We start from the raw sequence: 18,731 nt of genomic DNA, 5'->3' as shown, positions 1-18,731 counted from the left end.
AGTGACGTGTCAGGTGCGAGCGTCAGCAGCAAGCTCGTATCTGATAGGTTTGCTTTGACCTTTTCTCCGATGGCCTTTTCAAGTTGAGCTGCCGGCAGGCGCCAGGCATCTGGATGGTCCTGGCTGCGATCCTTTATGAGACGGCGGGAGATGTAGTAGCGGTGACGTCTTCCATTCTTTGTGGTTTGTGTACTTGTGAGCCTGTCTCCAGTTTCGTCGAACAGCTTTCCGGTTAAGGCCGACGACCAACCATGGCCGGTGCAGCCGCGAGCTTTGACGGCTGCTGCCTGAAGTCTCTCTTGAACGTCGTCCCAGACCGCTGGGTCGATGAGGGGTGGATGCTTTCCTTGATAGGCCATTTTGCCATGGCGTATCCGACCGGCGTAGGTTGGGTTGGTGAGGATGTAGTGAATGTGCCCGCGATCGAAAGGCTTCCCGCCAGTTTCACTCCCATCCTTGTGGATACGCCTCCTTGTTCTAAGTCTCATGGCCGCTGCTCGATCTCTCACCGAGATAATTTTTCCGCTCTCGAGATAGAGATCAAACAGGGTTCTGACGGTGGAGGCCTCATCTTCATCGATCACTAGGGTTCGCCCCAGGCTCCGATACCCCAGTGGTTCACTGCCGCCCATCCACATCCCCTTTTTCTTGGAAGCAGCGATCTTGTCCCGGATCCGCTCGGCAGTGACCTCTCGTTCAAACTGCGCAAAGGAGAGCAGCATGTTAAGCGTGAGGCGGCCCATGCTGGTGGCCGTATTGAACGATTGTGTCACGGAGACAAAGGAAGCCCCCGCTCTATCCAGCCGCTCAACGATCTTGGCGAAGTCTGGCAATGAGCGCGTCAGACGATCGATCTTGTAGACAATTATCTGATCAACCTTGCGGTCGTCGACAGCAGCGAGAAGGTTTTGCAGCGCGGGACGCTCGAGCGTCCCTCCAGACAAACCCCCATCGTCATAACGATCCGTCAGTAGCACCCAACCCTCAGCCTTCTGGCTCGCAATGTAAGCCTTGCAAGCCTCGTACTGGGCATCGAGAGAGTTGAACTCCTGCTGAAGACCCTCCTCGGAGGACTTCCGTGTATAGATCGCGCAGCGAATTTTGTGATGCATCAGCGGACACCGAAGAATCTCGGGCCCGACCAATGGACGCCGGTGATCTGACTCGCGATCGATGTGAGTGATCGATAGCACTTACCGTCCATCCAGAACCCGCTTTCTGTCACCTCCACCATATAGCTGCGGCCATTCCATTCCCTTATGAGATGGGAGCCGGGCTTCAACGAGTAGGCTCTGCCGAGTGATTTGCCACCAGCGACCGCCTCGAGAGCCCGCAGCGTCATCTTCGAAACATCGCCTACCTGACGGCATTGCATCTCGAAGACGATCGCTTTCTGTAGGAAAGTTTGGGACAGGTACTTGGGTGGGGGTCTACCGAATGCCTCATACCAGAGGTACAGCAAGGCCGGTCGGTCGAGCTTTAGGACAGCTTCCAAGTCTAGCTGGTGTTTCATAGGTTCCTCCATCAATCTTGCGAGAGAGCCGATCACTTAGGCCCCACTGCCTGGAGCCCGGCAAAGCGGGCGGAGGAACTCATGCGGCACTGTCGAATGACCGCAGCGCCAGTGACGCTCTGCCAGGAGCAGAAGTCCAGAGAGATCTGCGCGCTGCTTTGCTCAGTTTTTCCAAATGCCTTCCATTCCTTTCGTTCAAACCTTGTGAATGAAAGGAGCCACACATGCAGATCGTCACAGCATTTCAACGACAGGCAAAGCCTCTGCCACCCAGCCCTTGGAATCGGGGTAAGCAGATTGGCCAGAAGTTGCCCTTAAAGGCGAAAGAAGTCTGGGCCATCAGAACGCACCTTCAGGTGAGGTGCCGCATTAGGGACCTGGCACTCTTCAATCTTGGGATCGACAGCAAGCTAAGAGGCTGCGATCTCCTCAAGCTTCTTGTGAGGGATGTTGCTCCGTCTGGCTCTATTAGACAGCGCGCCACGGTACTGCAGCAAAAGACTGGTCGCTGCGTGACTTTCGAAATCACCGCGACCACACGCAGTGCGCTGACTGACTGGTTGGCTTTCAAGCCGAAGCAGCCGGGGGACTTCTTATTCAGCAGTCTTGGCAAACAAGGTTCTGCTCTGACGACACGCCAGTATGGACGTCTGGTGAAGGATTGGGTCTCGCTAGTCGGCCTGGACCCATCTGACTATGGAACCCACTCAATCCGGCGGACGAAAGCTGCAGCAATTTATCGGCAAACCGGAAACCTCAGAGCCGTTCAGATCCTCCTCGGCCATTCAAAGCTTGAGAGTACAGTCCGGTACCTCGGAATAGACGTTGAAGACGCTATCGCTCTGTCCGAGCAAGCTGACTTCTAAGCAAGAGCCGCTTAGCGGGCGCCCATTCTGGGTGTCCGCTATTGGCTAAAAGCGCCCCCTGAACTCTGCGCGTTGATTATTCAACAATCGGTGCGATGCTAATGCAGATTTTCCGCCTCGTGGCCAATCAGAACTTCCAAGCACCGCCTAGGGTGACGTAGTCCGATTCAAAGCGGTTCTCAGCGCTGAAGTCGTGCATCCACTTGCCAAAGAAGGAGAGCCGTCCGCCGAGCGAGGGCGGCGCCCAGAAGACGCCCGGCCCCATGCCGAAGGAGCGAGAGCGAAAGTCGCCGAGCAGAGCACCGCTACCACTGTCATCGCTCACCTGGTGGTAGTAGTAGCCCCTGAGGCCAACTGCCAGCGTCGGCTCAAGGAAGTAGTTGGCGGTGAAGTCAGCGTGGAACTCCGCCCCGGTCTTATAGTTAGTGTCTGGATTCTCCGTGTTCAGCATCAGCCCCGGGGCCAAGGAGAGTTCCATACGCCCGCTTTCATCCATCCAGGTCACCGCACCGGTCGTGTCAAAACTCCAGTAGTTGCGGCCAAGGTTGACGGCCTTGTTCACGTCGTAGGCCCCAGTCGGCGCGACCACCACCTCGGCGAATTTCAGGGAGAACTGACCCAACTGCCAGTTCAGTTGCAGGGGTATGAGGGCGATGTCGCTGAGGTTGGTGGAGTCTCCCGAAGCCGAGATCGAGCCGCCCGGCCCAGACAGGCGCCCCTCAAGCCTCGCGTAGCCGAAGGGAACCAGCGCGCCGATGCTGTAGGTACCGCCAAGGACGGGCTGCTCGAAGGTGTAGCTGACCGTGGCGAGATCAAGCACAACATCCAGGTCGAGATCCACGTTGACCTGCCCTTGAAGGACGGCGGCTCCGGCGCTACCGGATTGCCACCAGATGGTGTTGGCGGCGAGCAGACCGGGAGGCGGCGGCGCGGCGAGGAGACGATCGCCTGATGCCCCCGGAAGGTAGTGACTACTGCCGCCCTCGGCCGCCTGGACCTCTGCGGAGGTCACTGCGGTCGTCGCGACGAGGGCGGCGACTGCCATGCGAAAAGATAGGAACATGGGCCTTCTCCTCATCCTTCCGGCGTGTACCAGATCGGCGAGGTATAGGCGCGTTCCTGCTGCACCATTACCGCGTCTTCCGGCAAATCCTGGTTTCCATAGAAAGCCTCGTCATAGGCCAGCCAAGACGGAGTCGGTATCTCCAGAACACGCACGTAGTAGTAAGCACGCTGGGTTGGGTCGAACTCGGGATCGACCCAGTACCCGCCCATCGCTGCGACACCAATCGAATTGGTGTAGTCCGCGCCTTCCACAGTGCTTCCGACAGGCGGGAGTTTGCCATTCGCATCCAGTTCCCGGTCACCGGACCAGGCGATATCGAACACCTTGGTCTTCGGTTCGCCGGAGGCATCTACCCAGCCTTTCACAACCTGAATTCGGTCGAGGTTGGCGCCGTCCACGTCTCGCAGGGCACGCACCATGAAGGTGGGAGCCGCGCCTTCCGGACCTGCGAAGAGGTCGCCGCCCATGGGAACCCCGCGGTCGTAACCCGCGGCCGCGAAATCCGGACGCTGCACCTCGTCGGCTTCGAAGTCCCAACCGGCAAAGACGCGTACCGTGATCCGAGTGCCGGTTGTTGCGTAAACCTCCTTACGCTTGAAAGCATCCCAGATGGCCTCTCGCGTATTTTCCCGCGACCAGACTCCTGCGAGGCCCGAGGCCAGAGTCTCGTAGTGACGGATCGCGATATCTTCACCCATGACCACCGGCTGAACGATAAAGTCCTCATAGCGATTCTTACCGGTCCCAGGTTCGACGATGCTGGCCTTGCCGAAGTAGTTGTCTTCTCTGGTTGACGCGAGCGAGGTATGGCTGTCAGTCGCGCCGATCATGCCGAACTTGAAGGGGTTTGCGCCGATCTCAGCCTCGTATTTGAGACCCCGCGCCAGCGCCTGACGCGCATATTCGCGCGGCAGCATCTCTGGTGTCTTAAACTCAGTTCCGAAATTTCCACGGTCCCAGGTGTAGTAATCGGCGAATTCGTCATCTGGTGACAAGAGAGGGTGGGTTTCACCATCACCCTTGATCTGGGTGACTTCATAAACCGGCTCCCAACGCATCCGACGCTCAGCGTAATCAATCCCAAGGGGCTCACCATTCATCCGCTGATCGTCAAACATCAGACCATTTGAGAGATTCCCATTGTGGGCGAAGGCTATAACTTGTCCGCCCGTGTTTTCTTCATAGGCTTCCATCCAGTCCCAAAGGTCCTCAGGATCACTGCTGTCGTATGCAGAAAACGGTACAAGGTCTTCGACACTTTCCGCGTCATCGCGAAACATGACCACCCGATGCAAATTGTTGGCATCGGGTCCGGATGACCACTCAAAACCATGCAGCGCGGTGAAGGCACCTGGCTCATTGTGGCTTTCGGCGCTCTCCACAATACGATTCCAAATAGAGCGCGTCAGATTTGGATCATCGATCGGGTCGTTCAGCGCATTTAGCGCAGCGCCCCATTCCACATATGCCCCGATTGGGTCGCCGTCCTTTACCAGGTCATGGAGTTTTCGCCCCCAATCGTTCGCCAATAAGCCTGGGTTCGATTCCGCGATCATTGGCGCAAGCCCAAGGTTCTCCGCGTGATCCGCTACCACAAGAAAATCGAGAGGCCGTATTAGCTGAGCGTACTCTCCTACTGACGCGCGAACTTTCTCGCCCTTTGCGAAGCGGAAAGCCTCCTCGGGCCCAAGCGTGTTCCCGATCATACCGGCGTCCGTGGAATAAGAGGTGTGTAGGTGGGTGTCGCCCCAAAGAACTCGGTTTGGATAGGATTGGTCCAGATAAGGCGAGTAATGAGCTGCACCAAGGCGGACATCGTCCTCACCAATCGCCACATCTCCCGTGTAACCTTGTGCGGCAGCCGCGCTGGCCCAAAGTGAAGCTAGTCCAAAGCTCAGAAGTACCTTCATCATTTTCCCACGTTCCCTCGACAATGCAGCCAATGCTTACCGTTTTCTGAATAATCGAAACAAATCTCCCAAAAGCCGAGCGTCTAGAATAAGCTCTATGATAGTTTGTTAACAACTACCGATTATCTTTGATGTGTATCAAAATTTGAAGTGATCATTCGACTTAACAGGAGAAAGGGTCGGGCGCGGTGACACGCGAAACCGTCACAGAACGCTGCTTGGTGCGGGCCGCTTAGGCCAGCGCGAGTTCTGGAAACAGAGTGGCCAATGCCCCGATTATGAATTCCACGCCAATGCAAATCAGGAAGAAGCCCATGACACGGGTCATGGCGTTGATGCCTGAATCCCCCATGAAGCGAACCACTCTGGTAGAGGCTTTGAGCACCAAGAATGCGAGCAAAGCGGTTATCAATATAGCTATTGCCACCGCTAGATAGCCGAGAAGACGTCCGTCTCCGACTTCATGGGCCGCAACTTCGGCCGACATGCCGATCACGACGGCGATGGAACCGGGGCCGCTGAGCATCGGGACGGCCAAAGGGGTGAAGGCTATCTCTCCGCCTTCCGCGGGGCTCTCATCCGATGGTGTGTCGCTAGGCGGCGGGAACAGCATTCGAAAGCCGATGAACGCGATTATCAGGCCGCCTGCGATACGAAGGCTACTGATTGTTATTCCGAAGAACGACAGCACGATTGAACCGGCCAAGAGGAACAAAAGCAGCGTTGACGCCATGTAGATTGAGGCTCTTAGCGCAACCCGGTCCCGGGCGTCGTCCGAGAGCTTACTCGTAAGCCCCAGGAAGAGGGGGGCCGTGCTAAAGGGATTAGCGATTGGGATGAGCGCCAGGACAGCGAGAACCGCATACTCGATGAATTCCGAGATCACTTGACACCCCTCGATCTATCGAAATCGCTGCGGTCAGCAGAACCCTTTGATTAGCCCACTGTTATTGTTGGAGCAGTCTTGAAGTAAGGCCCAGCTTGGCAGGCTAAGCCTTGAACGTGAACTATTATATTTGGCCCTATCTTTGATTTACGTCATTATTGTGCAAATTTGACGCAAGTAGAATGATCGTCGTTACGGGCGAGGCCGGATGGTTTGCTATGCCCGCATCCATTCAACACCGCGTTGCACGCGCGCGAACAATAGATTGGAAGAGATCCGATGAAGCGTTTTGGTTGGCAAACAGCGCCGTTAGCCATTGTCGTGTTGGCTTTCGGTTTTTCTGCATTTTCCTCTTCAGCGCAGGCACAGCAGGGCAAGCCTGATGGCGGTTTCTCGGGCTTCGTTTCAGTGCTGCTTGGCGTTGCAGAGGTCGAGTCGCAGTTCCAGACGGATGACGACAACCGCATCAACACATCGCTCTCAAGCTCCGGAGAGAGCTCTACGGTTTTCGCGCCCGCGGTTCCCTTCGAGCTGGCTTACATGGTGTCGGACTGGAACACCCAGTTCTATGCCGGCATCCCCGTCGAGAACCTGCGCGAAGGCGCGTTTTTCCAATGGGAGGCCGGTGCCCGCTATTGGCTTGCCGACAACACGAGACTGTCAGCGAGCTTGGTCGCGCCGAACTTGATCGTGGACGAAACCTGGTCCGATCCTTTTCTTCTCAACGCGCCGCGCAGCAAGACCGACATTGATTCGCTTGGTTTCAAGCTGCGCGCCGACAACATCGCGGGAACACACTGGGGGCTGCGCTACGAATTCCAGAACAAGGAGATCGACAACGAGCAGAGCGGTCAGTCCAGGGGGCTCGTGCCGAGCCAGCTCCGGCTTCTCGAGCGCGATGCGAACCTGCATCGCGTCACCGCTACCTACGCTTGGCCTCTTGGAGACGGCTGGTGGCTTCGGCCTGCTCTGCGTTACGAACTCGCCGACGCAGACGGCGACTCAAACAGCTACAACGCCCTTCGGCCCGAGGTTGGCTTTTTCTATGGGACGCCTAGCTACGACCTGAGCATTGACCTGTCCTACGAGAGCCGCTGGTTCGACGAAGACAATCCGATCTTTGGTAGAGCACGGGACGATTCGACCTATCGCGTAACGGCGGCCTTCGGATACAAGCAGCCCTTCGGATGGGAGCACTTCCGCTTCGACGTCATCGGGTCCTTCGCCTACGGGGATTCGGACATCGATTTTTATGACAACCAACTCTTTTATGTCGGAAGCGGCTTGACCTACACATTCTGAGAACGGGCGCCCGTAATGGCGGAGTGGCAGGACCCAGCCAAAGGCAAGCCGGCTCCGCAATGGCGCTCGGTCGTGATGCCCATCCTGCTCGCGCTGGCACTTTCGGCCTGCGGAACGGTACCCCCTCGTAATCCTCTTCCCGCGAACGGCGGCCAACTCGCCAGCATCCCCGGGCTGCCCGAGAATGTCCGTTTTTGGGGCGATGAGGTCCCCGAATACATGCTCGAAATCCTGCGGACGGCGAGCACTGAAGAAATCATGGAATTCATGCCCGCCTGGGCCGGTCAGGAGCACCATTTCCTTGCTATTTCAGGCGGCGGACAGAACGGCGCTTTCGGCGCCGGGCTCATAAACGGGTGGACTGCATCCGGGACCCGGCCGGAGTTCCTCATGGTCACTGGCATAAGCACCGGCGCCCTTTCAGCCCCCTTCGTCTTTCTGGGACCCGACTACGACGACGAACTGACGGCCGTCTACACGATGTTCAGCACTCAGGACCTGATCGACTACAGGTACTGGCTGGAGGCTTTGACGAGCGATGCCGTCCTGGACACGGAGAAGCTCCGCGACATCATCGCCAGTTTCATGGACGACGAGATGATGCGCCGCCTGGCGGAGGAGAACGCCCGGGGACGGCGGCTCTTCGTCGGCACCACGCACTTGGACGCCAGACGCCCGGTGGTCTGGAACATCACGGCGATCGCCTCGAGCGACTATCCGCGCAAAAAGCAGCTCATCACGGACGTCCTTCTGGCCTCCGCATCCATACCGGGCGCATTCCCGCCGGTCTTGATCGATGTTCAGTCCGGCGGCAAGCGCTATGACGAACTCCATGTGGACGGCGGCACCGCCTCACAGGTGTTTGTCTATCCGCCCGCGCTGGACTTTCGGTACTTTCTGCAACGGTTCGATTCAGATGACCCTCAGGACGTCTACGTAATTCGCAATTCCAAGCTGACACCCGAGTGGAGGACGGTCGAGCCGAACGTCTTCAGTCTCGCCAAGATTGCCCTGGAATCGCTGATCCGCACACAAGGTCTCGGAGACCTGGGCCAGATCTACCAACTGACCATCAGGGACGGCGGCAACTACCATCTGGCCTACATCCCGGAGGACTTCACGATGAAGCCGGAAGAACCCTTTGATAGGGAATACATGAAAGCGCTCTATCAACTGGGCTTCGATCTCGCGAAAAACGGCTACCCTTGGGACTCCGAGCCGCCCAACCTGCGAGTAATTGAAGTTTCGGAGCCTGCGCCCGGCATGGACCAATGACCGCGCGTGCTGCTTGTGGACAAGGAACCACGAAGATCATTCTAGAGATCGCCGCCGCCTCGGTCTTGTCCGTTGCGTTCTGACTCATTGAGGCAGTCCAGGGAGCCACCAGCAGAGTGAATGCACAACGTGCCCTCAGCCTCTCCAAGCGGATCGCTTTCTTCCTTCTAGGCGGCCTTAGCTGCGCGCTCGTCATCGGCACGGGACTGGCGGCCTACTACCTGGAAAGCCGCGACGACTTGAAACCCTGGCACGAGTTGAAGCTGACCCAGGAATTCTCGCTCGAAAGCCCCGATATCGATTTTCGAGCCTACCTGTCCAGGGAAGCCCGCCTCTTCGAGGAAATGAGCCGAAAACTGCGGGACTCATTGGCCCCGGACGACCAGACAGCGATCAACCGCTACGCGCCGGGCAGCCTTTCCGATCCCGACAACTGGGAACGGAACTGGAATCAGAGCTACATCCTCGGCCAGCAGGCCCCGAAGGCGATATTCGTTCTCATACACGGGATGTCGGACTCCCCTTATAGCCTCAACAACCTCGCCGAAAGGCTGCACGAAGCCGGCGGCGAGGTGATAGGGCTCAGGCTCCCTGGACACGGCACGCTGCCCGCGGGCCTGTTGGATGTGACCTGGCAAGACATGAGCGCCGCGGTCTCTCTGGCGGTCAAGCACGCCAAGGACAGGGCGCGCAGCTCCGGGGCGGAGGGAACTTTTCTGGTCGGATATTCCGTCGGCGCGGCCTTGGCCATGCATCACACGTTGGATTCTTTGCAGAGCGGCAGTGACGCCGTCGATGGGCTGGTACTTCTATCGCCGGCGATCGGACTGCCCGCGGTCGCCAAGCTTGCAATCTGGCAGCAGCGGTTGAGCAGCTGGTTCGGCCTACGCAAAGTCGCCTGGAACAGCATTAGCTTGGAATACGACCCCTTCAAGTATGGTTCCTTTGCCATCAACGCAGCCATTCAATCGGCGCTTCTGACGGATGCCCTCCGCTCCAAGTTGCGAGCGCTCGCGCCGACCGGCGCGCTCAATGAGCTTCCCCCGATTTTGGCCTTTCAATCCTCTGTCGACGCGACCGTCTCCTCCCGCTCCGTGGTCGAGGATCTATTCCTTTCCTTGCCGGCCGGAGATCGTGAACTCGTGCTTTACGACGTCAATCGGCTGACAGAAGCGATTGCTGTGCTGGCCAATGATCCGAAGCCCTGGGTGGATGCTCTTCTGGCTAGAGACGACCTGCCCTTCACTCTTTCGCTCGTCACTAATCTCACGACCGAGAACCGCGAGACCGTGGTCATCAGACACGAAGCGGGCGCGGCGAAGATCTCGCAACGCTTGCTGGGCATGGACTGGCCTCCCAGCGTCTTTTCCCTCTCTCATGTTGCTTTACCCTTTCCGGCGACGGATTCTCTCTACGGGGATGGAATCGCGCACAACAGTCCCGGAATTGAGCTTGGCATTCTCTCTTTTCGCGGCGAGCGGGGCGCCTTGAAGATTTCGGCCAACGACATGCTTCGCCTCCGCTGGAATCCGTTCTACAGCTACCAGGAGAGGCGAATTCTGGAATTCGTGGGCCTTTCGAGAAGCCAAGCGCAATATCTGGAAAAATAGTGAATTCTACTAGAGCGCGCCTCCAGCACGCCCGCTTGAGGCCCGCCACGGGCAATCGTTCTGCTGGCTGCTTAGAAGATCAACCCGCTGAGAGACACCGCGAGAACGATCGCCAGGGCAAGTGGATAAATAGCACGGGACCAAAGATCAATGCGGCGCAGAACCCGGATGTCGGTTCTGCTCACCTAGTGGATTGACCCAAACGGAAGAGTCCGATTTCGGATTCTCGTCGGGTTGCATTTGCGCAAATCTGCGTCATGCGCACAGGAATTTCCATCACTGTTTTGGCTGCGGACCGCCGAGCAGCAGGCCTCGAACCGCCTAGGTGTAACTTGACAGTCTGGCCACTTAATGGGGGTAGGCCACCATCACCTCCTCCAAACGGTTACTCCAAAATCAACGCGCTGGTACTCTGCAAGTTACCCTCAGAAGCGGAAGGCGGCGCCGAGCACCGGGCCGTACTGATCGACATCATAGAGAAATCCACCAGACTCGTAGTCGACGGAGAGATAGCGGAAGCCAAAGCCGACCCAAGCCCAATCGCTCAGTTGGTAACGAACGGTGCTGAAGAGCTCCCACTCGAGGTCGGCGCCTATGCCGAATCCCCCGATTCCGGATGTGAATTGAAAGTGCCAGTTCTCCCCAAGGGGAACCCCGAGACGCGCTCCAGCAATCGGATCCAACCAATCTTCCGAATAGCTGATGGACCGCCGGTTTGCGGGCCCCGCCAGAGTGAGCGTACTGTCGATGGACCAGTAGCGCAGGCCGCCGTAGAGGTCCAAGCGGTACTCCGGCTCCTCGATAACGCTGTACCCAGCCGCGCCGGCGATCAGGAAATTTTCCTGATCCACGTCGACCGTTGCGAAACCGCCGCTGCCAAAGCTGTCACTGGCGCTGACATCCGTGTAGACGATGTCGGTCATGAAGAAGAGCCGGTCTTTGCGGGCTTCTCCATAGATTAAGAAGGCTCCCTCCAAGTCGTCGAGAATATCGGAGAAAGACTCGTCAACCTCGCCCGGCGGCAAAGGCGGCACCGTCGCGACACTGCCCGATATACCGGACATCCAGGCATAGGGCGCGACGGTGAACGACCAGTTGCCATCCTCGGCTGATGCCCTTGTGCCGATAGTAAGTAGACAGATCACGAATATTGCCAATCGCAGCCACTGATTTCTTGGCGCCGTCATGTTTCACACTCCTGGAACTCGAAAAGGGAGACCCTGCATCGAATGAGCGGGGCAGACGATGGAATGACTTTGAGGCTGCAGCGCCCTGGGATTGCTTCAGTGGAAACCAAGCACAACTTTAAAACGAAAAATCCAGCGCTCATTGCTTCCTCTAATCCGCCTCTTGCGGTCTTGTGGGCATTGCTTCAAAGCGCTTCTTTAACAGGTTCGCCTTCGATTAAGTGTTTGGGAGATATCCAGCCCTCAATGCTAGTCGCCTCCAAGGGAAGATAAAAAGATTTCTAAAGCTTTGGCATCATCTAAATCAAACATTTCTGCCAAAACATGCTCTATCTTCTAGTGCCACTTTGGTAGAATTAAAATTGTGGTAGCTATGTCGTGCAAACTCCAGAGGACGCGGAGGCGATCCATCAGGATGCAGTGTTTTCCTCTCCGATCTGGCTCCTCCCGGAGCGAGGGAGACCATCACCTCCGAGAGGCGCCAAGGCGCCGAAGATGGAAGTATGAACGCACCTTCTATCTTCGGCGCATTGAACCAGAGAAAGGGTTCATCTTTCTTTTCGACGTTATTGGAGACGCTCATGAAACCAGCATCCAAGCTTCTCTCCTCTTTGATGATAGGCCTTGCGGCGTTCCTGCTGCATACAGGGGTTGCCTACGCGGCCTCTGCTCAAGAGATCGACCAGGACGCTTCAATTGCTCTTGAGCGGCTCTATAGCTCGAAGCCAAAAGCAAAGGACTTGGCGGACCAGGCGGTCGCGGTTCTCGTTTTTCCAAAGATCGTCAAGGCGGGCCTGATTGTTGGTGGCGCTTACGGGGAGGGCGTCTTGCGCCAAAACGGAGAGTCGGTTGGGTACTACAACTCCATCGCAGCTTCCTACGGCCTGCAGGCCGGCGGTCAGACCTTTGGCTATGTGATGTTCTTCATGAACGAGGAGAGCGTGGACTACCTGGAATCTTCGGACGGATGGGAGATAGGCGCAGGTCCGAGCGTGGTGGTGCTTGAAGATGGCTTCGGCATGAAATCCAGTTCTACAACACTCACCAAAGACGTCTATGCCGTCATCTTTAATCAAAGCGGCTTGATGGCCGGAATTGGTTTGGAGGGTTCAAAGATCTCCAGGATTAAGCGCTAGCCTAAGAACCAATCTGCACGACGATCTACCCGATGCTGGAGATCCAGGAAGACCCTAATGAACGCTCAAAGCTACTCAATCAGTCCAATCTAGAACTGACGGTAGGCTTAAGATCAGGAGGTCTGCTATTGGCTAAAAAGCGGACACAATCCTCTGGACACGCCCAAGAAAATTCTGTTGTAGAAATTGAACAATCAGAAAGTGCACTATCTGAAAGCGCCATTGGTGGGCTTAACGGAACGCCACATAGAGTATGCCGAAAATTGTATAGTCAGGGGCTCCTTAGGCCCCCTGATGGATCGGAGTTTAGATGGAAGTCAAGCAGGCCTGGTTTAAAGTTCTTGCGATTTTGTCGCTGCTGGCGGGACTAGCCGCTCTACCTGCCAATGCCCAGCAAAGCGACGCGGAGCTGGCCAAGGCCCTGGCCAATCCCGTGGCGAGCCTCATATCCGTTCCCTTCCAGTTCAACTACGATCAGGACATTGGGTCTGGCGACAAGGGCGAACGGCTCGTTCTGAATGTTCAGCCCGTCGTGCCCATGACTCTCAACGAAGATTGGAACCTCATATCGCGCACCATCCTGCCTCTCATTTGGCAGGACGACGTGGTCACTTCCGAGGGGACACAGTTTGGCCTAGGTGATGTCGTGCAGAGCGCCTTCTTCTCTCCGGCGCGGCCAACCGAAAGTGGTATCATCTGGGGAGCGGGGCCGGTGTTCCTGTTACCCACGGCAACCGAGGACAGCTTGGGAACGGAGAAGTGGGGGGCGGGACCGACCGCCGTTGCGCTTCGCCAAAGCGGCCCTTGGACTTATGGCGCTCTGGCCAACCATATCTGGTCCTTCGCAGGAGCGGACAGCAGGAAGGACATTAGCACGACCTTCCTGCAGCCTTTCATTAACTACACGACGCCGAACGCGACCTCTTTCTTCCTAAATACCGAAACGACCTACGACTGGAACGCAGGCGAAGCCTCTGTGCCGATCAATGCAGGTGTAAACCAACTCCTCGACATCGGCGGGCAGAAACTTCAGGTCGGGCTGGGCTTGCGCTATTGGCTTGATTCGCCGGACGGCGGTCCCGAGGGCTTCGGAGCTAGATTTAACGTCATCTTCCTTTTTCCAAGGTGATGACCGGTGACACGTCGTGAAGACCGCTTCTGGCCAATCGCGGACGTTCCGCGCGTCCGCTCAAAGCTCTTCATGCGTGGTGAAGCCGACGATGTCGCCGTCCTGGAATCAGAGCGCCATGGGTGTTGAGACGCCTGGGATCGTTTCCACGTCGTAGAGTTCACTGACCGCCCCATCGATGCAGAACCAATAGCGGACAGTCTCCCAACCACCTCCCATTAATTTAGGTCCTGCTCGATGAATCAGGGCGTGCCTCTGTACATTGATATATGTCAAAGGACATAGACATTCAGAGTGTCATTATTTTTAGACATTCTGATCTGGAGGCAGCAGTGCGCATTCTTTTGATCCATCCGAACTATCACTCTGGCGGTGCTGAAATAGCCGGAAATTGGCCACCAGCATGGGCGGCCTATTTGGCCGGCGCATTGAAAGCAGCGGGCTACAACGACGTCCATTTCCTCGACGCCATGACCAATGACCTGAACGAAGATGAAATCAGAAAGGGCATCCTAGAGATTGACCCTGACGTCGTTGGCTGCACCGCAATCACCCCGTCCATCTATGCTGCGGAACAAGTGCTGAAGATTTCTCAGGAAGTTGTACCGAGCGCGCTGCGCGTTCTTGGCGGGGTGCATGCCACGTTCATGTACAAACAGGTACTCAGCGAAGCACCCTGGATTGATGTCATTGTACGCGGAGAGGGAGAAGAGATCATCGTCTCCCTCATGGACGCGGTTTCAGAGGGACGTTGGGAAAGTGAGCGTTCAGCAATAAGGGGGCTGGCGTTCCGGGAGGGTGATAAAATTGTCGCTAGCGAGGCCGCACCCACGGTCAAGAATCTCGATGCTATTGCGCCCGATTGGTCACTGCTGGAGTGGGAAAAGTATATCTATGTCCCGCTGGGAGTCAGAGTTGCGATTCCCAACATGGCGCGTGGTTGTCCCTTTACATGCTCCTTCTGTTCCCAGTGGAAGTTTTGGCGGGACTATCGGATCCGCGACCCGAAAAAGGTGGTGGATGAAATCGAGACTCTAGTCGAAGACCATGACGTCGGCTTCTTCATCCTCGCCGACGAAGAACCCACCATCAATCGCAAGAAGTTCATCGCCTTCTGCGAGGAGCTGATCGCTCGCGGTCTGCCCGACAAGGTGAAGTGGGGTATAAACACCCGCGTCACCGACATTCTCCGCGACGAAGCACTGCTGCCACTGTATCGGGAAGCAGGACTGGTTCATGTCAGCCTCGGTACCGAGGCGGCAGCACAACTGCGCCTAAACCGCTTCAACAAGGAAACGAAGATCGAGGAAAACAAACGCGCCATCGAGCTGCTCCGCAAGGCAGATATATTTGTTGAGGCACAGTTCATCGTTGGTTTGGAAAACGAGACAGCCGAAACCCTGGAAGAGACCTATCAGATGGCGAAGGATTGGGATCCGGATCTCGCCAACTGGGCCATGTACACCCCCTGGCCCTTCTCCTCCCTCTTCCATGAATTGGGCGATAAGGTCGAGATCTTTGACTTCTCCAAGTACAACTTCGTAACCCCGATTATGAAGCCGGAAGCCATGGACCGGGCTGAGTTGCTTGACCGGGTCATGAACAACTATCGCCGCTTCTACATGCGCAAAGCTCTGTTCCACTATCCCTGGCGAGGGTCAGGTTTCAGGCGTCGCTATCTGCTGGGGTGTCTTAAAGCTTTCCTGAGAGCTGGCGTACAGCGGTCTTTCTATGACTTGGGTAAGCACAACTACTGGGGGCCACAGTCGAAGAACAAGGTAGATTTCCAGTTCGATAGAAGCCGAAAGATTGCGCCTGCCCAGACAGCCGATTGGGAAGCTGCAGCCGACCGGGCATCGCGAGCGCGCGCAAGGCGAGAGGGCAAGAAAGAAAGCGTCATGGCCTGCGGCGGAGGGCGCGAGCAGATAAGCGAAGAAATGGAGATGAACTAGAGGGCGCTTTAGGGAGGATCGGCGAATGGCGCATCAAAGCACCTCAGCTCCGCTTCACGATACCTCAGGCAGGCTCGGGCCGACCTACCAGGAACATTCCGCTCTGGTAGGTCCCAACACGGTCATTCAACTTGCTCGTTCTCTGAAGGAGATAGGAGGTGACTCAGTAGCTCTTAGTGTGTTCGTGCTTGCTGGACAGGAAGACTTTCTTCAGGTCCCTCCAAAAGTCATGATCGATGAAAGACGCGCTGGCGACCTATTTCGAGCTCTATTCTCAACCCTCCCAGAGACAGAAGCTCGCCTAATTGCCGAGTATGCAGGCCGCCTTACCGCGGATTACATCCTAAAGAATCGCATTCCATGGATCGCGCGCGCTCTATTGCCCCTGCTTCCGTCCAATGTTGCAAGCGATCTACTTCTAAGCTCGATCTCACGCAACGCTTGGACCTTTGTTGGTTCAGGAGAGCTCACGATAAAATCCAGCAATCCACCGACGATCGTCATTGCAGATAACCCTCTTCCAATGCCAGGCGGATGTTGGCACTTGGCCGTATTCCAGCGCCTATTCGAGGTCTTAGTCAATGAATGCGCCCAGGTAGTCTGCAAGGATCGCGCTTTAGCACCCCAAAGCCCTTATGAATTCGAAATCCGATCCATTTGACCAATTAATCAACCTCGATTCTCTTCTTTGATAAGAGGCTCGCGCTTCGATACGAGATGTCTGCTTCTAGCCAACTGCGGCGATTGCTGGCCAACCCTGAACCGGTCTGTCCGCCGCCAAGTCACTCGCCTAAAATTAATGCATCCATAGAGATTAGGATTTAGGTAATCTGAGCCCACACTTGTCTTTCCCTCAACACGCTAGGCGGAGCTGAAGATGCGGTATTGGGGATCACTTTCTTGGGCAATTTATCTCACTCTCCTCGTGCTTTTCGGCTTTTCCGCCGTGGCATTCTCTCAGGAGAATCAGCCATTCGAGGAGATCGCCACCGCTCCAGTGATCCTCGACGGCGAGACTCTATTCCAGCTTCGCGGCTCCTCCTCCTTACCTGCCGAGACGCGGGCAGACAGGGTCGCCGAAAGGATTGTAACGGCGGCTGAAAGCCCATCCTATTCTTCCAATAATCTGAAGCTTAGACCGATCGACAGCGGTTTCGAGCTGCGCAGCGGCAACTACACCATCTTTTCGATTTTCGAGGCCGATGCCCGTGTTGAGGAACTCGAGATTGAGATCTATGCGGAAGGCATCCGCGAGCGTGTCCAAGCGGCGATCGACGCCTACCGTGACGCGCGCAGCTCCAAGGGGGTCGGCTATGCCGCTCTCCTAGCATTAGCCGCCACCCTGATTTTTGGGCTGTTCCTGGTGACGCTCAAGCTTCTATGGCGACTCGCCTCGCGGCTCTTGGAACGCCTCTTGAGCAACCAGATGAAGGGACTCGCGGACAAAGCCAGCAAGGTCGGACAGCTTCAGCAACTCTCCGATGCGCTGCAGCTATTGGTGAAGCTCATATTCCTCTGTGTCGGCCTGATCGCGCTCTACTACTACATCACCACCGTGCTGCATGCGCTTCCCTGGACCAGAGGCATCGCTGCCGAGGCCTTCAAGCTCCTCACGGCACCCCTCTTCGATATCGGTCTCGGCATCCTCCACACCATTCCCGACCTCATCGCGCTGGGTTTGATCTTCATCGCCACCCGCTACGCACTGAAGTTGTCGAAGCGCTTTTTCTACAGCGTCCATATCGGACGAATTCCACTGCCTAACTTCGAGCGCGAATGGGCGATCCCGACCGAGAGGCTGTTGCGTCTCTGCGTCATCATCTTCGCTATCATCATGGCCTATCCCTACATTCCCGGCTCGCAGTCGGCTGCCTTCAAGGGGATATCGATCTTCGCTGGCGTGATCCTCTCGCTGGGGTCCAGTTCAATCGTCGCCAACCTCATCGCGGGCTATTCGTTGATTTATCGCCGGGCCTTCCAGGTCGGCGACCGGGTGAAGGTCGCGGGCGTGGTTGGCGACGTTCAGGAGATGCGTCTGCAGGCAACGCACCTGATCACCCCGAAGAACGAGCGCGTCACTCTCCCCAACTCCACGATCCTCAGTACGGATGTGATCAACTACTCCACCCTCGCAAAGGACAAAGGACTAATCCTGCATACAGAGGTTGGGATCGGGTATGAAGTGCCTTGGCGCCAAGTTGAAAAGCTACTGCTTAAGGCCGCCGCCATGACTGAGGGCGTTTTAACAAACCCTGCGCCTTTCGTCCTGCAGACGAGGCTCGGGGACTTCGCCCCAGTTTACGAACTCAATGCATACACCCAAGACGAAAAATCCATGCCGGCGATCTATAAAGCGCCTTGTTATCGAGGTAGTGCCAGACCAGCGACAGGAGTTTTTTGATTGTTTGCTCGGTTTCTAGAGGATTTTCCGCAGCTCTCCTAACCAAGCCCTCTGCGTCCAGACGAACCAAGACCGTGTTATCTAGGCTAGCGGTTGCGGTAGATAGATAGGGCTTGCCGACCAGCCCCGCTGCGCCAGCAATTGAGCCCTCGTCCAAAAGAGCAATATGGCCCTCGTTGTCCTTAACTTCTAGCGACCCTCGTTCCACGAGCCACGCTGGACCCTTCTGTCCCGTGGCGTAGGCGTTCTCTCCCTTCTGGAGGATTCTGGTATCCATGCTTAGCTCTCCCTGTTTCAAGCAAAGTCATGTGTCGGCGCAGTTTACCCAGATTGAGAGTCCGGACAAATGTAGATGCGTTAAAAGTACTAAGGTAACCGCGAAAGCTGCCTCAAAAAAATGTCCGCTTTTAGCCAGAAGCGGACATTCAGAACCATATTATTTCTTGGTTATGTTAACAGCCACGTGACCAGTGGTTCCTGCACCTACCGGCCTGAACC

The 18,731-nt window shown here is 56.5% G+C and carries 14 protein-coding genes; 8 read left to right on the top strand and 6 right to left on the bottom strand.

Annotation, left to right across the window (positions count from 1 at the left end):
• Together P8X75_11825 and P8X75_11820 are read right to left on the bottom strand one after the other, a co-directional pair.
• Positions 1–1,112, bottom strand: a 1,112-nt coding sequence (locus tag P8X75_11825; GenBank protein ID MEJ1995876.1) for a recombinase family protein, incomplete at its 3' end; no start/stop codon positions are given.
• Entirely contained in the window at positions 1,112–1,513 is a 402-nt protein-coding gene (locus tag P8X75_11820) for a DUF2924 domain-containing protein (protein ID MEJ1995875.1), read from the bottom strand. The genes P8X75_11825 and P8X75_11820, both read right to left, overlap by 1 nt.
• A 224-nt stretch (positions 1,514–1,737) precedes the next feature.
• Between P8X75_11820 and P8X75_11815 the strand changes: the two genes are divergently transcribed.
• The gene (locus tag P8X75_11815) at positions 1,738–2,379 is read left to right on the top strand and encodes a tyrosine-type recombinase/integrase (GenBank protein MEJ1995874.1); all 642 of its coding nucleotides are present in this window, start codon (positions 1,738–1,740) and stop codon (positions 2,377–2,379) included.
• Between the two features lie 127 nt (positions 2,380–2,506).
• On the opposite strand, the gene P8X75_11810 is transcribed toward P8X75_11815, so the two are convergent.
• The 3 genes from P8X75_11810 to P8X75_11800 form a co-directional block, all read right to left on the bottom strand.
• Positions 2,507–3,442, bottom strand: coding sequence for a transporter (locus P8X75_11810; GenBank protein ID MEJ1995873.1), 936 nt, complete (start codon positions 3,440–3,442; stop codon positions 2,507–2,509).
• 11 nt (positions 3,443–3,453) lie between these two features.
• Positions 3,454–5,358, bottom strand: coding sequence for a DUF3604 domain-containing protein (locus tag P8X75_11805; GenBank protein MEJ1995872.1), 1,905 nt, complete (start codon positions 5,356–5,358; stop codon positions 3,454–3,456).
• A gap of 229 nt (positions 5,359–5,587) precedes the next feature.
• On the bottom strand, positions 5,588–6,241 hold the full coding sequence (locus P8X75_11800; protein ID MEJ1995871.1) for a MarC family NAAT transporter: 654 nt from the start codon (positions 6,239–6,241) through the stop codon (positions 5,588–5,590).
• A gap of 279 nt (positions 6,242–6,520) precedes the next feature.
• On the opposite strand from P8X75_11800, the gene P8X75_11795 reads away from it, so the two are divergent.
• The 3 genes from P8X75_11795 to P8X75_11785 all read left to right on the top strand — a co-directional run bounded on the left by P8X75_11795 (position 6,521) and on the right by P8X75_11785 (position 10,428).
• On the top strand, positions 6,521–7,543 hold the full coding sequence (locus tag P8X75_11795; GenBank protein MEJ1995870.1) for a DUF2860 family protein: 1,023 nt from the start codon (positions 6,521–6,523) through the stop codon (positions 7,541–7,543).
• Positions 7,544–7,558: 15 nt separating this feature from the next.
• The gene (locus tag P8X75_11790) at positions 7,559–8,818 is read left to right on the top strand and encodes a patatin-like phospholipase family protein (GenBank protein ID MEJ1995869.1); all 1,260 of its coding nucleotides are present in this window, start codon (positions 7,559–7,561) and stop codon (positions 8,816–8,818) included.
• A gap of 116 nt (positions 8,819–8,934) precedes the next feature.
• Positions 8,935–10,428 (top strand): alpha/beta fold hydrolase, encoded by a 1,494-nt coding sequence (locus tag P8X75_11785; protein ID MEJ1995868.1) that lies wholly within the window; start codon positions 8,935–8,937, stop codon positions 10,426–10,428.
• Positions 10,429–10,853: 425 nt separating this feature from the next.
• Here P8X75_11785 and P8X75_11780 read toward each other — a convergent pair whose 3' ends face one another.
• Positions 10,854–11,615, bottom strand: coding sequence for a hypothetical protein (locus P8X75_11780; protein MEJ1995867.1), 762 nt, complete (start codon positions 11,613–11,615; stop codon positions 10,854–10,856).
• Positions 11,616–12,196: 581 nt separating this feature from the next.
• On the opposite strand from P8X75_11780, the gene P8X75_11775 reads away from it, so the two are divergent.
• From P8X75_11775 to P8X75_11760, 4 genes are all read left to right on the top strand, one after another.
• The gene (locus P8X75_11775; GenBank protein MEJ1995866.1) at positions 12,197–12,751 is read left to right on the top strand and encodes a lipid-binding SYLF domain-containing protein; all 555 of its coding nucleotides are present in this window, start codon (positions 12,197–12,199) and stop codon (positions 12,749–12,751) included.
• Positions 12,752–13,061: 310 nt separating this feature from the next.
• Positions 13,062–13,880, top strand: a complete 819-nt coding sequence (locus P8X75_11770) for a transporter (protein MEJ1995865.1) — start codon at positions 13,062–13,064, stop codon at positions 13,878–13,880.
• A 332-nt stretch (positions 13,881–14,212) separates the two neighbouring features.
• Positions 14,213–15,832, top strand: a complete 1,620-nt coding sequence (gene bchE / locus P8X75_11765; protein MEJ1995864.1) for a magnesium-protoporphyrin IX monomethyl ester anaerobic oxidative cyclase — start codon at positions 14,213–14,215, stop codon at positions 15,830–15,832.
• Positions 15,833–16,709: 877 nt separating this feature from the next.
• Positions 16,710–18,233, top strand: a complete 1,524-nt coding sequence (locus P8X75_11760; protein MEJ1995863.1) for a mechanosensitive ion channel — start codon at positions 16,710–16,712, stop codon at positions 18,231–18,233.
• The last annotated feature ends 498 nt before the right edge of the window (positions 18,234–18,731 follow it).

This window comes from Limibacillus sp., assembly GCA_037379885.1.
GTDB lineage: Bacteria > Pseudomonadota > Alphaproteobacteria > Kiloniellales > CECT-8803 > JARRJC01.
Note: the sequence above shows the minus strand (reverse complement) of the source record. Positions and strands in the feature narration are given on the sequence as shown.

Bases quoted from the DNA above. Each gene is read 5' to 3' on its own strand.
- P8X75_11770 (MEJ1995865.1), top strand. From the start codon at position 13,062: ATGGAAGTCAAGCAGGCCTGGTTTAAAGTTCTTGCGATTTTGTCGCTG.
- P8X75_11805 (MEJ1995872.1), bottom strand. From the start codon at position 5,358: ATGATGAAGGTACTTCTGAGCTTTGGACTAGCTTCACTTTGGGCCAGC.
- P8X75_11760 (MEJ1995863.1), top strand. From the start codon at position 16,710: ATGCGGTATTGGGGATCACTTTCTTGGGCAATTTATCTCACTCTCCTC.
- P8X75_11795 (MEJ1995870.1), top strand. From the start codon at position 6,521: ATGAAGCGTTTTGGTTGGCAAACAGCGCCGTTAGCCATTGTCGTGTTG.
- P8X75_11790 (MEJ1995869.1), top strand. From the start codon at position 7,559: ATGGCGGAGTGGCAGGACCCAGCCAAAGGCAAGCCGGCTCCGCAATGG.
- P8X75_11815 (MEJ1995874.1), top strand. From the start codon at position 1,738: ATGCAGATCGTCACAGCATTTCAACGACAGGCAAAGCCTCTGCCACCC.
- P8X75_11810 (MEJ1995873.1), bottom strand. From the start codon at position 3,442: ATGTTCCTATCTTTTCGCATGGCAGTCGCCGCCCTCGTCGCGACGACC.
- P8X75_11780 (MEJ1995867.1), bottom strand. From the start codon at position 11,615: ATGACGGCGCCAAGAAATCAGTGGCTGCGATTGGCAATATTCGTGATC.
- P8X75_11820 (MEJ1995875.1), bottom strand. From the start codon at position 1,513: ATGAAACACCAGCTAGACTTGGAAGCTGTCCTAAAGCTCGACCGACCG.
- P8X75_11775 (MEJ1995866.1), top strand. From the start codon at position 12,197: ATGAAACCAGCATCCAAGCTTCTCTCCTCTTTGATGATAGGCCTTGCG.